This is a genomic window from Stenotrophomonas sp. NPDC077659 (genome assembly GCF_050268705.1).
Classification (GTDB): Bacteria; Pseudomonadota; Gammaproteobacteria; order Xanthomonadales; family Xanthomonadaceae; genus Stenotrophomonas.
The window spans coordinates 1-13,193 of the sequence record NZ_JBNNHG010000112.1; the positions used below are offsets into that span (position 1 = coordinate 1).

General features: G+C 67.0%; 13 protein-coding genes and 2 pseudogenes. 10 read left to right on the top strand and 5 right to left on the bottom strand.

Translation table 11 applies throughout. The features are described from left to right. From ACQKDV_RS14485 to ACQKDV_RS14495, 3 genes and pseudogenes are all read left to right on the top strand, one after another. A pseudogene (locus ACQKDV_RS14485) lies at positions 1-1,467 on the top strand (OB-fold nucleic acid binding domain-containing protein); the annotation flags it as partial. 55 nt (positions 1,468-1,522) lie between these two features. Then, positions 1,523-2,386 carry a hypothetical protein gene (locus ACQKDV_RS14490; protein ID WP_427784575.1) on the top strand — a complete coding sequence of 288 codons (864 nt, stop codon included), beginning with the start codon at positions 1,523-1,525 and terminating at the stop codon, positions 2,384-2,386. A 113-nt stretch (positions 2,387-2,499) separates the two neighbouring features. Further along, complete coding sequence (locus tag ACQKDV_RS14495; RefSeq protein WP_427784577.1) at positions 2,500-3,459, top strand: acetyl-CoA carboxylase carboxyltransferase subunit alpha; 960 nt, start codon at positions 2,500-2,502, stop codon at positions 3,457-3,459. 150 nt (positions 3,460-3,609) lie between these two features. On the opposite strand, the gene ACQKDV_RS14500 is transcribed toward ACQKDV_RS14495, so the two are convergent. Then, on the bottom strand, positions 3,610-4,065 hold the full coding sequence (locus tag ACQKDV_RS14500) for a CopD family protein (RefSeq protein WP_427784578.1): 456 nt from the start codon (positions 4,063-4,065) through the stop codon (positions 3,610-3,612). 324 nt (positions 4,066-4,389) lie between these two features. On the opposite strand from ACQKDV_RS14500, the gene ACQKDV_RS14505 reads away from it, so the two are divergent. Together ACQKDV_RS14505 and ACQKDV_RS14510 are read left to right on the top strand one after the other, a co-directional pair. Then, complete coding sequence (locus tag ACQKDV_RS14505) at positions 4,390-4,980, top strand: class I SAM-dependent DNA methyltransferase (protein ID WP_427784580.1); 591 nt, start codon at positions 4,390-4,392, stop codon at positions 4,978-4,980. A gap of 93 nt (positions 4,981-5,073) precedes the next feature. After that, positions 5,074-6,381 (top strand): polyhydroxyalkanoate depolymerase, encoded by a 1,308-nt coding sequence (locus tag ACQKDV_RS14510; RefSeq protein WP_427784581.1) that lies wholly within the window; start codon positions 5,074-5,076, stop codon positions 6,379-6,381. 109 nt (positions 6,382-6,490) lie between these two features. On the opposite strand, the gene ACQKDV_RS14515 is transcribed toward ACQKDV_RS14510, so the two are convergent. Continuing rightward, positions 6,491-7,468, bottom strand: a complete 978-nt coding sequence (locus ACQKDV_RS14515; RefSeq protein ID WP_427784583.1) for a sensor domain-containing protein — start codon at positions 7,466-7,468, stop codon at positions 6,491-6,493. Continuing rightward, the gene (locus ACQKDV_RS14520) at positions 7,465-7,830 is read right to left on the bottom strand and encodes a PadR family transcriptional regulator (protein ID WP_427784585.1); all 366 of its coding nucleotides are present in this window, start codon (positions 7,828-7,830) and stop codon (positions 7,465-7,467) included. Before ACQKDV_RS14520 ends, ACQKDV_RS14515 begins: the two co-directional genes overlap by 4 nt. Before the next feature lie 124 nt (positions 7,831-7,954). Between ACQKDV_RS14520 and ACQKDV_RS14525 the strand changes: the two genes are divergently transcribed. Together ACQKDV_RS14525 and ACQKDV_RS14530 are read left to right on the top strand one after the other, a co-directional pair. Continuing rightward, a complete protein-coding gene (locus ACQKDV_RS14525) occupies positions 7,955-8,404 on the top strand; it encodes a hypothetical protein (protein WP_427784587.1) in 450 nt (149 codons plus the stop codon). Positions 8,405-8,481: 77 nt separating this feature from the next. Next, on the top strand, positions 8,482-9,381 hold the full coding sequence (locus tag ACQKDV_RS14530; protein WP_427784588.1) for a peptidylprolyl isomerase: 900 nt from the start codon (positions 8,482-8,484) through the stop codon (positions 9,379-9,381). 40 nt (positions 9,382-9,421) lie between these two features. Here ACQKDV_RS14530 and ACQKDV_RS14535 read toward each other — a convergent pair whose 3' ends face one another. After that, on the bottom strand, positions 9,422-10,294 hold the full coding sequence (locus tag ACQKDV_RS14535; protein ID WP_427784590.1) for a DMT family transporter: 873 nt from the start codon (positions 10,292-10,294) through the stop codon (positions 9,422-9,424). Between the two features lie 170 nt (positions 10,295-10,464). Between ACQKDV_RS14535 and ACQKDV_RS14540 the strand changes: the two are divergent. Beyond that, positions 10,465-10,730 (top strand): annotated as a pseudogene (locus tag ACQKDV_RS14540) (LysR substrate-binding domain-containing protein); the annotation flags it as partial. Between the two features lie 68 nt (positions 10,731-10,798). Then, positions 10,799-11,092 carry a hypothetical protein gene (locus tag ACQKDV_RS14545; RefSeq protein WP_005408721.1) on the top strand — a complete coding sequence of 98 codons (294 nt, stop codon included), beginning with the start codon at positions 10,799-10,801 and terminating at the stop codon, positions 11,090-11,092. Positions 11,093-11,133: 41 nt separating this feature from the next. On the opposite strand, the gene ACQKDV_RS14550 is transcribed toward ACQKDV_RS14545, so the two are convergent. Further along, entirely contained in the window at positions 11,134-11,946 is an 813-nt protein-coding gene (locus ACQKDV_RS14550) for a DUF4349 domain-containing protein (RefSeq protein WP_427784593.1), read from the bottom strand. Positions 11,947-12,063: 117 nt separating this feature from the next. Between ACQKDV_RS14550 and ACQKDV_RS14555 the strand changes: the two genes are divergently transcribed. Next, positions 12,064-13,193: DUF885 family protein (locus tag ACQKDV_RS14555; protein ID WP_427784595.1), on the top strand; the 1,130-nt coding region annotated here is incomplete at its 3' end.

A 13,193-nucleotide genomic window follows, 5' to 3' on the forward strand; every position in this document is an offset into this window, starting at 1 on the left:
CCATCGCCTCGATGGACGAACTGGGCGCCGGCTTCACCCTGGCCACGCACGATCTCGATGGGCAAGAAAGTGCCGGCCGAAATGGCCAAGCACCGCGAGATCTTCCGCGAAGGCGCGGCCAAGGACGGCGTGGACGAAGCCAAGGCCGACGCCATCTTCGACCTGATGGAGAAGTTCGCCGGCTACGGCTTCAACAAGTCGCACGCCGCTGCCTACGCGCTGGTCAGCTACCAGACCGCGTGGCTCAAGCGCCATTACCCGGCCGAGTTCATGGCCGCGACGCTGTCGTCCGACCTGGACAACACTGACAAAGTGGTCGGCTTCCTCGACGAAGTGCGCAACCTTGGCCTGACCGTACTGCCGCCGAAGGTGAACCACTCCGCCTTCATGTTCGAAGCGGTCACCCCGGACACCATCCAGTACGGTCTTGGCGCGATCAAAGGCGTCGGCCAGGGTGCCTGCGAGGCGGTGGTGGACGAGCGCCAGTAGGGCGGCGACTACAAGGACCTGCTCGACTTCTGCACCCGCGTCGGCTCGGCCAAGCTCAACCGGCGCACGCTGGAAGCGATGATCAACTGCGGTGCACTGGATGAGCTGGGACACAACCGCGCCTCGCTGATGCTGCAGCTGCCGGAAGTGATCAAGGCCACCGACCAGATGGCGCGCGAGCGCGCCTCGGGCCAGAACTCGCTGTTCGGTGGCCCCGACCCGAGCACGGTGACCATCCAGCTGGACCTGCCCGAGGCCGAGGAATGGCCGCTGCTGCAGCGCCTGAACGGCGAGCGCGACACGCTGGGCTTCTACCTCAGCGGCCACCCGTTCGACCCCTGGCGCGACGATGTGCGCGACCTGGTCGGCAACGACCTGGGCTCGGTGGAAAAGATCTGGAGTTCCAGTAACAGCGGTGGTGGTGGAGGCGGCGGCGAAAAGCGCTGGCGCCCGGAAGTGCCGACCGTGCTGGCCGGCCAGGTGGTCGGCGTGCGCCGCAAGGGCGAAAGCCAGATCTTCATCCAGCTCGAAGACGGCCGCGGCCGCGTCGAGTGCAGTGCGTTTTCCGATGCGATGGCCGAATTCGGCCACCTGATGACCAAGGACCGCATCCTGGTGGTCAAGGGCGGCCTGCGCGAAGACGAGTTCAACGGCGGCTACGCGCTGCGCATCCGCCAGTGCTGGGACTTCGATGAAGTCTGCGCCAACTACGCCACGCGGCTGTCGCTGCGCCTGGACCTGCGCCAGCAGCGCCCGATCTGGGAACGCGTCAACGCCGTGCTTGATCGGCACCGCCCCGGCCGCACGCCGCTGCGCCTGGACCTGCTGCTGAAGGGCCCGCAGGGCGGCGTGGCCGGCATGCTGGACGTGTCCGGGCAGAGCGCGGTACGCATCGATTCCAAGCTGATGGAAGCACTGCGCGCCGACCCGGCCGTACGCACGCTGAAGGTGCGCTACAGCCCGCCGTGGGCCAGCTGAGGCGGGCCCACGCATCTTGTTTTCCCGTTGTTGCCATCAAGGACGATAGACCGTCATGAAACTGCTGTTCCCCTGCTTCGCTGCCCTGGCGCTGGCCGCCTGTTCGTCCAAGGTCGATTTCGAGATCGACAACCCGACCGATGCCCCGCTGGCCATCAGCATTGATGGCAAGGATCTGCCGGTCGCCGCCCATGCGTCGCGTCCGGTCAGCCTGGCCCCGGGCGAGCACCGCCTGCACACCGACCGCCTGGGCGATGTGCGCTTCATCGTTTATGACGGCGGTCGCGGCGGACTGATCAACCCGACCCTCAGCGAGTACATCACCGCGCGCGAGATCTACGTCACCGGCGAAGACAAGCTGAAGAATTTCGGCGCCAGCGGCCTGGGCATCGAGGTCGGCGGCGTGGAGTTCAAGGGGCCCTTCGACAAGTTCCACAGCCTGTTCATCGACAAGACCTGGAACTTCGGCGTGCGCGAGCCGTTCCCGCAGGAACAGATCGTGGCCCACGTCGATTCCTCGGGCGGAAAGATCAGCACCAAGATCTTCACCGCGCCCGACTTCATCACCTACGTCGAGGAAGGCATGGGCGAACCGGGTGCCTACACGCGCGAGCAGCCGGCCGGCTACGTGGCCCCGGTCTACACCCTGGAACCGGCCCCGGCCACCCTGCCCGCCCTGGACCCGGCCTTCGAGGCCCACGCCGGCCCCCTGCGCGACCTCTACGCCCGCTGGCTGAAGGCCACCACCGCCGCCGAGCAGAAGGCGCTGCGCAAGGAGGACTTCCAGGCCAGCATGGACTTCACCCAGGCCACCGCAACGCTGGGCTCGACACTGCCGGTGGCCGCCAACCAGGCCTACAACGACTTCGTCACCGTGCGCAGCACCGAAATGGCCCGCAGCGCGTTGGTCCTGCCCTGAGCTGACTGGCGCCCCCTGCCCGGCTGGAGTACCGTCGCCTTCCAGACGAAGGCGTACGGGCCATTGCTGCGCATTCGGCTAGAATTCCCCTCTTCTTTATACGACGGCTTCCGATGAATCCGAACTACCTCGACTTCGAGCAACCCATCGCCGACCTGGAAGCCAAGATCCAGGAACTGCGCAACGCCAGTGCCGGGCCGGCGGTCAATGTCGAGGCCGAGGTTCATGCCCTGCAGGACAAGCTGCGCCTGCGCACCGCGCAGATCTTCCGCAACCTGACCTCCTGGCAGGTGCTGCAGCTGGCCCGCCACCCATCGCGCCCATACACCGCCGATTACCTGCGCATCATCTTCGATGAGTTCCAGGAACTGGCCGGTGACCGCGCTTTCGCCGACGACAAGGCCATCATGGGTGGCCTGGCCCGCATCGGCGGCCGGTCGGTGATGGTGATCGGCCACCAGAAGGGCCGCGACACCAAGGAAAAGATCAAGCGCAACTTCGGCATGCCCAAGCCGGAGGGCTACCGCAAGGCGCTGCGCCTGATGAAGATGGCCGAGCGCTTCGGCCTGCCGGTGCTGACCCTGATCGACACCGCCGGCGCCTGGCCGGGCATCGATGCCGAATCGCGCGGCCAGTCCGAAGCCATCGCCCGCAACCTGATGGAGATGGCCGAGCTGAAGGTGCCGGTGATCTGCACCGTGATCGGTGAAGGTGGCTCTGGTGGCGCGCTGGCGCTGGGCGTGGGCGACCGCACCGTGATGCTGGAATACGCGGTGTATTCGACCATCACCCCGGAGGGCTGTGCCTCCATCCTGTGGAAGGACGCCGGCAAGGCCAAGGACGCTGCCGAGCAGCTGGGCCTGACCGCCCCGCGCCTGAAGAGCCTGGGTCTGGTGGACAAGGTCGTGCGCGAGCCGACCGGTGGCGCCCACCGCAACCCTACCCAGATGGGCAAGCGCCTGAAGGCCGTGCTGCTGAACGAGCTGGAAGCGCTGGACACGCTGTCCACCGAAGAACTGCTGGAACGCCGCTACGCGCGCCTGCGCAGCTACGGCACCTACGAAGCGGCCTGAGGTAGTGCCCGCCGCTGGCCGGCAACATCCGGCGGATTGCACAAACGAAAGAGCCGGGCAGATGCCCGGCTCTTTTGGTTTGCGTGCGTTGTCTACCGCATCCACGCATGGCGTGGATCTACTGGAACGCCACGCGCGCGACGCCGCGCTTCAGAACGGCTTGGCCAGCACCAGCCACACAATCGGGATGAAGGCCAGCAGCGGGATCTCGTTGATCCAGCGCAGCGCGCGCGAGGACGGCAGCGCCTTGCCCTTCGCCACGCCCTTGAGCAGGCGCCCGGTCCAGATGAAATAGACCAGCAGCAGCACTACCAGGCCCAGCTTGGCATGCAACCAGCCGGCGCCACCGGGCGCGACCATGGTCGGGAAATCCGGGATGACCTTGTAGCCCAGCCACAACACCAGGCCCAGCACAAAGGCCAGGCCGAACATCGAATGGCCGAAGCGATACAGGCGCAGGCCCATCAGCTGCAGGCGCTCGCCCACGGCCGGCTGGCCCGCGGTCTCGGCCAGGTTCACCAGGATGCGCGGCAGGTAGAACACGGTTGCCATCCAGGCCACCACGAACACGATGTGGAAGGTCTTGACCCAGTAGTAGCTCTGCATGCGCTCGCTCCGGCGGCTGGCGGGAAAGGCACCCATTGTCGCAGTAGAGCCACGCCATGGGAGGCTGCCGCGGCCAATCGACGCACCACAGGAGAGCCATTCCATGGATGGCTGCCGACCGCACCATCGCAGCCACGCATGGCGTGGCTCTACTGATGGTTTGCCCGCCCGTTGCAGTGGAGCCACCCCATGGGTGGCTGCTGCGGCCAATCGACGCACCCTCGCAGCCACGCGTGGCGTGGCTCTACTACGGCCCCCCGCCCCACCCGGTGCCCGCAACGCCGTAGGATAGGCGCCGATTTCACCCCCAGCGTGCCCTGCCCCATGGACAAGACCTACGACGCCGCTTACTTCCAACGCTGGTACCGCCGTGCCGATATCGGCGGCAGCGCCCGCCTGGCGCGCAAGGTCGCCCTGGCCGTGGCCACCGCTGAGTACTACCTGGAGCGGCCGATCCGCAGCGTGCTCGATATCGGCTGCGGCGAAGGTGCCTGGCGCGCGCCGCTGCTGAAGCTGCGTCCGAAGGTCCAATACCTCGGCTTCGACAGCAGCGAGTACGCTGTGCGCCGTTACGGACGTACCCGCAACCTGCACATGGCCAGCTTCGGTGATTTCGCCTGGCTGCGGCCCTGTGCCCCGGTCGACCTGCTGGTGTGTTCGGACGTGATGCACTACGTGCCCGACCGCGAGCTGCGTGCCGGCCTGGCCGGGGTGGCGGAGCTGACCGGCGGCGTGGCCTTCCTGGAGACCTTCGCCGCCGAGGATGAATTCGAAGGCGACCATGACGGTTTCCAGCCCCGTCCGGCCCGCTGGTATCGCCGGACGCTGGCCCGGCAAGGGCTGCAGCTGGCAGGGTCACATTGCTGGCTCGGCCCCGCCCTGGCAGGCGATGCGGCCGCGCTGGAACGGATGTGAATCCAGATTCATTATTTTCAGCCAACTTAACCCGCGGGACACCCCGATGGGATATGCTGCACGGCAACATATGACCATACATATTCGGTCGTCATGCTCTATCAACTACACGAACTGACCCGCAACCTGCTCGCCCCCTGGGTGCACCAGGCCCAGGCCAACGCAAAGTTCTTCGCAAACCAGGGCCATTGGTGGTCGCAGATGCCCGGCGCTGACCGCCTGGCGGCGGTCAATGAACTCTTCCATCGCATCGGCAAGGATTACGAGAAGCCCGAATGGGGCATCAACGAAATCGAGGTCGAAGGCGAGCGCGTGCCGATCGTCGTGCACGAGGAAGTGAGCAAGCCGTTCTGCAGGCTGCTGCGCTTCAAGCGCCACAGCAACGAAGCCGACCAGCTGCACACTATGCTCAACCAGCCGTTCGTGCTGGTGGTGGCGCCGCTGTCTGGCCACCACGCCACGCTGCTGCGCGATACCGTGCGGACCCTGCTGCGCGACCACCGCGTGTATGTCACCGACTGGGTGGATGCGCGCATGGTGCCGGCCAGCGAAGGTGAGTTCGGGCTGGACGATTACATCGCCTACATCCAGGAATTCATCCGCCACCTCGGCGTCGAGCGCCTGCACGTGGTGAGCGTGTGCCAGCCGACGGTGCCGGTGCTGGCAGCAGTTTCGCTGATGGCCAGCCGTGGCGAGCCGACCCCGCGCACGCTGGTGATGATGGGCGGCCCGATCGATGCACGCTGCAGCCCCACCGCGGTGAACAACCTGGCCACGCAGAACCCGCTGTCGTGGTTCGAGAACAACGTCATCCACACGGTGCCGGCCAGTTACCCCGGCGTAGGCCGCCGCGTGTACCCGGGCTTCCTGCAGCACGCCGGCTTCCTGTCGATGAACCCCAGCCGGCACTTCAGCTCGCACTGGGATTTCTATACCGACCTGGTCAAGGGCGACCTGGAAGACGCCGACGCGCACCGTCGTTTCTATGATGAGTACAACGCCGTGCTGGACATGCCGGCCAAGTACTACCTGGACACCATTTCGGTGGTGTTCCAGGACTTCCTGCTGCCGCGTGGCGAATGGGTGGTCAACGGCGAGAAGGTCGATCCGTCGGCCATCCGCGATACCGCGCTGCTGAGCATCGAGGGCGAGCTGGATGACATCGCCGGCCTCGGCCAGACCGAAGCCGCGCAGGCGCTGTGCACCGGCATTGCCGCTGATCGCCGTGAGCACTTCATCGTCGAAGGCGCGGGCCATTACGGCATCTTCAGCGGCCGGCGCTGGCGCGAAGTGGTGTATCCGAAGGTGCGCGATTTCTTCGCCGCCCATGCCGAGGCCCCGGCGGCCAAGGCCACGAAGAAGAAGAGCAACGTCACCCCGTTGCGGCGCAAGGCGGGGTGATTCCCTGCGTGCCACATGCTGCCGGCAGTGCCGGCCGCTGGCCGGCAGCTTCGTCCCGGCAGGATTCGTGGAATTGCCGGCCAGCGGCCGGCACTGCGTGTTGCGTGCCTTACAACCGCACCAGCAGGTGCTTGGCCAGCAACCCGTGCAGCTTGCCGATGCCGCGCGCCAGATGCATCGTCAGCAGCAGCAGCAGTACGCCCACCACCGCCAGCACCGGCGTGAACGCCAGCGGCAGCACATTGGTGCCGTCAATGTAGATGCCCGGCACGGTCGAATCGAACAGTGCCGCCACCGGCGACCAGATGAAGGCCAGCGACACCGACAGCAGCGTTACCGCGATGGTGAAGTAGACGATGCCCAGCGGCAGCATCAGCAGGAAATACAGCAGCGTCAGCCAGGTACGGCCATCGGTGAACATCTCGCCCATCCGCTGCAGCCAGCTGCGGCTGCGGTCGGTGTACTGCGGGCGGCGCGGCATGCGCTCACCCAGCAGCGCTTCCACCAGCCGCCCTTCCAGCAGCGCCAGCCCGCGCACTGAACCAAAGAACAGCAGCGTCAGCGGTATGCCAATGATCAGGATCATCAGCCCCAACGACAGCGACAGGCCGGTCATCACCCAGGTGAAGAAGAAGATGCCCGTGGCCAGCGACAGCAGCATGTAGAACAGCGCACCGTAGGTGTGCGGATCCATGACCACGCCGAACACCCGAGCCATCAGCGAACGCTGCACCGGTGCCGGCGTCGGCGCGGCCGGTGCCACGCCGCTGGCCTCGGCGGCAGCACGCAGTACCGGGCCGGTGTCGGCACGCGGGGTGCGCAGCGCGCGGTTCACGGTCACCTCGGTCTCGCGGTAGATCTCGGCCACTTCCGCAGGCGCGCCGTAGCTGCCCGCCACGTCGGCGATGACCTCGGCCTCGTTGCGGCCCGGCTGTGCGGCCAGCTCCGAACGCAGGTACTCCTCGGCATCGTACAGGGCGTCCTGCACCATTGCCGGATCGGCGCCCTGCAGGGCCGCGCGCAGCTGCGCCAGATACTGCGCGATGGTGGTGGGCAGGCCAGTGCCTGCCAGGTTCGGCTCGTTCATTGCGGTACCCCCTCCAACACGGAATCGACGGAATCGCGGGTGGCCTGCCAGGCCTGGCGCCACTGCGCCAGCACCTCGCGGCCACGTTCGTTGATGCGGTAGTAGCGCCGGGGCGGCCCGCTGCTGGACGGCTCCACATGGCTTTCCAGCAGGCCAGCGCCTTCAAGATTGCGCAGCACCGGATACAGCGCGCTCTGCTTGCCGCTCAGCACGCCCTCACCCACGCGCTCCAGCTCCTTGGCAATCAGGTAGCCGTACAGCGGCTCCCCGGCCCGCGCCAGCACCGCCAGCAGGGCCAGCGACACCGTCCCCGCACTGAGCTCCTTCTGGAACTTCTTCAGGTGGACATCGTCTTCGCCCATGGCCGGCCCTCCACTACATTGAAGTCAACAATAGTGTGAAGTCCGGTATAGCGAATGTGTCGTTAGTAACCCTGCCGACGGTTCTGTCAAAATCGGTGCCCGTCCAAGGAGGCTGAATCCCGTCATGAAGATGCTCGTCCTGCTCATCCCGCTGGCCCTGCTGGCCGCCGTTCCTGCCCGCGCGATGACCGGGTGTGACCTCAGCAGAGGCGCCTATGATGCGCTCGACTTCTCGGCGAAGATCCTGGACGCGCACAGTCGTGGCGAGGACCGGCAGAGCGTCCTGGCACGTGCATTGGCAGACACCAGCCGGCCGGCCTGGTATGCGGACATGGCACGCGAAACAGTGGCCGAGGTGTACAGCGGCCTGCGCCCCATCAAGGCGCCGGTCTATTCCGTGTACCGCGGGATGATCTGCTACTACGCCCTGCTGCGCCCGAACGAGAATGTCGTGGTGAACTACGCCACCATTCATCCGGCGCTGCAGGCGTGCGAATCCAAGCACGGGCAACAGGCCCAGGCGCAGTGCAGCGCACAGGCGGTGGACAGCTACTTCCGCAGCCGGGCGAAGTAGTGCCACATGAGCGGGCACATGACATCCCGCCGCCCGCTCGCGCATGATCGGCAGACGCCATTCCGCACGGGACCACAATGCCCAACCCTCGTTACGCCCTGCTCTCTTTCGCCCTGGCCTGCCTGCTGCCCGCCGCCGCCAGCGCCACAACGCCCTACCGCAGCCCGCAGCAGATCCTCGACGCCTCGGCAGCCAGCGACTGGCGCACGCCGGACCCGGCCAACCTGCTGTACATGGACCTGCCGGCCGGGCGGGTCATCATCGAGCTGGCACCGCAGTTCGCCCCGCGCCATGTGGCCAACATCCAGACCTTCGCCCACGAGCACTTCTGGGACGGCACCAGCATCTACCGCTCGCAGGACAACTTCGTGGTGCAGTTCGGCGATGCCGACGCCGATGACGCCGCCAAGGCCAGGCCGTTCGGCAGTGCCGCGCGCACGCTGCCGGCCGAATTCGAACGCACCAGCGCTGGCCTGAAGGTGAGCGAACTGCCGGACCGCGATGGCTGGGCCGCGCAGACCGGTTTCGTCGACGGCTTCCCGGTCGGCCAGGACCCGCAGGCCGGCAAGACCTGGCTGGCGCACTGCTACGGCATGCTCGGCGCGGGCCGCAGCATCGACGAAGACAGCAGCATCGGTGCCGAGCTGTACGTGGTGACCGGGCAGTCGCCGCGCCAGCTGGACCGCAACATCACCGTGGTCGGCCGCGTGCTGAAGGGCATGGAACTGCTCAGCGCGATCCCGCGCGGGCCGGCACCGATGGGCTTCTACGAAGACCCCAGGCTGCGCACGCCGATCGTCTCGATCCGCCGCGCCAGCGATGTAGCAGCGGCCGAGCGCACGCCGATCCAGGTGCTGCGCACCGATTCGAAGACCTTTGCCGATACGGTGGAAGCGCGGCGCAACCGCGTGGATGATTTCTACAAGCGCCCGGCCGGGCATATCGACCTGTGCAATGTGCCGGTGCCGGTGAGGTAGCGCCGGGCCATGCCCGGCGGAACGTCAAACGCGGCCACCCTCAGCCCTTCTGGCTGACGGCCACGCTGCCCAGGATCAGGCCTCCGGCAATCAGCATCTGCACGGTCACGGCCTCGCCCAGGAACAGCCAGGCAAACGCCGCACCGAACAGCGGAATCAGATAGGTCACCGTCGACGCACGCGAGGGGCCGATGCGGCCGATCAGGCGGTAGAACATCAGGAACGCCAGGCCGGTGCAGACCACGCCCAGTGCGATGGCGGCACCCCAGGCCTTGCCGGGAATCGCCGCCTGCGGCCAGTGGGTCACCGCCATCGGCAGCATCCACAGCGAGGCGCAGCCCAGGGTCGCCGCAGCGGCGGCGGCCGACGGCAGGCCGGCCATGTGACGCTTCACCAGGTTCACGCCCAGGCCGTACAGCAGCGACGCCGTGGCACCGGCCAGCACCGCAGTGCCGATGCTCAGGCCCGACACCTTGGCCGTGGCCAGCACCACCACACCGGCAAAGCCGACCAGCAGCGCGCTGGCGCGGCGTACACCGATCTTCTCACCAAAGAACAGGAAGGCGATCAGCGCGGCGAACAGCACGGTCATCGCATTGCAGATAGCGCCGATGGCCGCCGGCGCCTGCTCGGCCGCGTAGGCGAACAGCACGAAGGGCAATGCCGAATTGATCAGGCCGATCGGTGCCAGCCACAGCCAGCGACGCGGCGGAAACAGGGTGCGGTCACGCCACAGGAACGGCATCAGGACCAGCGCGCCCAGCACCAGCCGCAGTTCCACCAGCGCAAACGGGCCGAACGAAGGCACCGCCACGCGCATGAACAGGAACGAGCAGCCCCAGATCGCGCCCAGCAGGTTCAGCTCCAAGGGGGTACGCCAATCGCGTTCTGCCACCTGCGGTACCGCATTCATGCCCTGCCTCCGTCCTGCGCCTGCATTGTGTATGGAGCAACAGGATGGTGCGCGGACGCCCGCCGCACAAGCGCGTGGTATCGCTGCCAGCCACCTGTGGGGTTCGAGGCTGGGCATGCAGCTGCGCTCTTCCCTGCTCCCCGCGCTGGCCATGTCAGCGATGGCCGCGCGTGCGCGCGGCGGTGTCCGGACTGGGCGCGGTGCTGGCTCGCCCCCATGTCGCCCAACCCTGCCTGCAGCGCTATGACGTGTTGCGCCTGCCCGGGCCGGCGCTCAAGGCGCGCTATGCCTGCTACGTGGTGCATGCCGAGGCGCAGCCGCCCAGCCCGGCGGCGCGATTGTTCATCGACTGGCTGCTGATCCAGGCACAGGACGAACGCACGCCTGTTCCGGCCTGCCCGACAGCCTGCTTGGCCGCCCGCCCACGGCCGGCTGACTGCACCGTCACCCGGTCTTTGCCCGTCGCTGGCTAGGCTGCAGGCAACCCCACACCGTGTACCTGCCATGGCAATGCTGCGACTGCGCATCACCGGAACCGAAGACGACGCCCGCGCCATCAGCGATCTGCTGCTGGGCCTGGAAGGCATCGAACATGTCGAGGAAACCGACGACCTGATGCCGCACATGGATGACGATGATTCCAGCTCGGCCGGGCTGTCCGATGACATTGGCCCGGGCATCCACGAACTGGAAGTGGAAGTGGGCAACGAAAGCACCGCGCAGAAGGTGCGCGATGCGGTGCAGGAGCTGGCGTTGGAACTGGATGTGTTCGTCGAGTACGAGACCGACGAAGGCTGAGGTTTCGCCGGGCGTGGCCCGGCGTTACCCCCTGCGTTCGATCACGCCTTGCGACGGCGCCTGCGCAGCCATGCGCGGATGCCCCAGCCGGCCAGCAGAGCCACGATGGCGACCGGCAGCAGGGCCGCAGCCGCACGGATCAGGAACGCGACGCTGAGGCTGAGGATGTTGCCCGATTCACTCAGCGCTTCGCCGATCTCACTACGGCTGCGCTGGCCCGAAGTCGTATCGAAGTGCAGCGTCACCCGCTGGGTATCGATGCGACGGCGCTGCTGTGCGGCATCCTTGTTGGCCTGCTCCACGCCCGCCTCGATCTCCGACAGGCGGGTGGTGATCGCCATCAACTCCTCGATCTTCAGGTCCTTTCTGTCCTGGTAGGACAGCAGGCGCGCATGTTCCTTTTCCAGCCGGGCCTTGGTCAGCGCGGTATCGGCTACCTGCTGGGCCAGATCCTCGGCACGGGTGTTGCGCGCCTGTACCTGCCCGCCTTCACCGGCCAGAGCGATCAGCGGCTCCACGCCCTTGGGGGCGGTACGCACCTTGACCTCGCCACTGGGGCGCTCGCCGCTGCGCTGCTCGACTTCCAGCACCGCACAATCGCCGAACGTCGCGCTCTGGCAGGCCTGCGTGACCTGCTGGATGCGCGCTGCGATCTGCGCCGCTTCCAGCTGCACCTGCACATCGTGCTCGTAGGCCAGGAACGCGCCATCGGGTGAGGCCACCGCCTCGGCCGCGGCACCGCCAGCGGAGGCGGCGTGGTCGCCCTGCGCAGCGCAGCCAGCCAGCGCTGCTGCCAACGCGAGGGCCGCCAGCCAGCCTCGCGTGCTGAAATTGCTTCTTCCGTGAATCTGCATGATGTCCGCCCTCCGGGGCCTGGGATTTCTGCCAGCGCCCATGGTAATCCTATGGCAGGGGCACAAAGCAGCCCGCGGGCCCTATGCTCGGGGATTGATCCCCGTACAGGAACGCCGATGCGCCCGCATCTCCTTGCCCTTGCCCTGGTCGCCGCCCTGGCCGGTTGCCAGCCGGCCGACGCCCCGACCAACGGTTCCACCCCGGCCGCCAGCCAGCAGGCCGGCGATGCGGCGGTCGACACCGCCTTCGCCGACCTGTCCAAGCGTGCGCTGGATACCTGGATGCAGCTGTCGCCGGTCAGTGCCACCCAGATCGGCGACCACCGCTATGACAGCGAGATCGACGACCTGAGCGCCGCCGGCCAGCAGAAGACCGTGGACGCCTACAAGGGCCTGCTCGCCGAACTGGACAAGATCGACGTGGCCAAGCTGGGCCGCGAGAACCAGGTGGACGCGGCGATCCTGCGCAACCAGCTGCAGTCTGAAATCTGGAACACCGAGGTGCTGCAGTCCGGCAAGTGGGACCCACAGGTCTACAACGGCCTGGCCGGCAGCGCCCTGTACGGCGTGATGGCCCGCGAATTCGCACCGCTGCCCGACCGCCTGAAGTCGGCCACTGCACGCATGGAAAAACTGCCGGCGATCTTCGCCCAGGCCCGTGAGAACCTGGATCCGGCCCGCGTGCCGAAGATCCACGCCGAGACGGTGGCCAAGCAGAACAAGGGCATCCTCAGCATCGTCGATACCTTCATCACCCCGCACATCGGCGAACTGCCGCAGGCCGACCAGCAGCGCCTGCAGGCGGCCATCGATGGCCTGAAGAAGGCCGTGGACGAGCAGCAGACCTGGCTGGACAAGACCCTGGTGCCGAATGCCAAGGGTGACTTCCGCATCGGTGCGGAAAAGTACGACCAGAAGCTGAAGTTCGCACTGAGCTCCTCGCTGTCGCGCCAGGAGATCGGTGAGCGTGCGCGCGCCGAACTCAAGCGCGTGCGCGAGGACATGTACGGCATCGCGCAGACCGTGCTGAAGGACAAGCCGGGCGCACCGGAGATGCCGGCCAAGCCGACCGACGAGCAGCAGCAGAAGGCCATCGAGGCCGCGCTGGAACTGGCCTACGCCGACAAGCCGGCACGCGACAAAGTGGTCGACGATGCCAAGGCCGCACTGGAGCAGTCCACCGCGTTCGTGCGCGAACACGCTTTTTTCGGCCGAGGCCAACAGCTCGCTGCTGTCGCGACCTTCCG

Coding starts and splice junctions, on each gene's coding strand:
- ACQKDV_RS14490 (WP_427784575.1), top strand. CDS start 1,523: ATGAAACTGCTGTTCCCCTGCTTCGCTGCCCTGGCGCTGGCCGCCTGT.
- ACQKDV_RS14495 (WP_427784577.1), top strand. CDS start 2,500: ATGAATCCGAACTACCTCGACTTCGAGCAACCCATCGCCGACCTGGAA.
- ACQKDV_RS14500 (WP_427784578.1), bottom strand. CDS start 4,065: ATGCAGAGCTACTACTGGGTCAAGACCTTCCACATCGTGTTCGTGGTG.
- ACQKDV_RS14505 (WP_427784580.1), top strand. CDS start 4,390: ATGGACAAGACCTACGACGCCGCTTACTTCCAACGCTGGTACCGCCGT.
- ACQKDV_RS14510 (WP_427784581.1), top strand. CDS start 5,074: ATGCTCTATCAACTACACGAACTGACCCGCAACCTGCTCGCCCCCTGG.
- ACQKDV_RS14515 (WP_427784583.1), bottom strand. CDS start 7,468: ATGAACGAGCCGAACCTGGCAGGCACTGGCCTGCCCACCACCATCGCG.
- ACQKDV_RS14520 (WP_427784585.1), bottom strand. CDS start 7,830: ATGGGCGAAGACGATGTCCACCTGAAGAAGTTCCAGAAGGAGCTCAGT.
- ACQKDV_RS14525 (WP_427784587.1), top strand. CDS start 7,955: ATGAAGATGCTCGTCCTGCTCATCCCGCTGGCCCTGCTGGCCGCCGTT.
- ACQKDV_RS14530 (WP_427784588.1), top strand. CDS start 8,482: ATGCCCAACCCTCGTTACGCCCTGCTCTCTTTCGCCCTGGCCTGCCTG.
- ACQKDV_RS14535 (WP_427784590.1), bottom strand. CDS start 10,294: ATGAATGCGGTACCGCAGGTGGCAGAACGCGATTGGCGTACCCCCTTG.
- ACQKDV_RS14545 (WP_005408721.1), top strand. CDS start 10,799: ATGGCAATGCTGCGACTGCGCATCACCGGAACCGAAGACGACGCCCGC.
- ACQKDV_RS14550 (WP_427784593.1), bottom strand. CDS start 11,946: ATGCAGATTCACGGAAGAAGCAATTTCAGCACGCGAGGCTGGCTGGCG.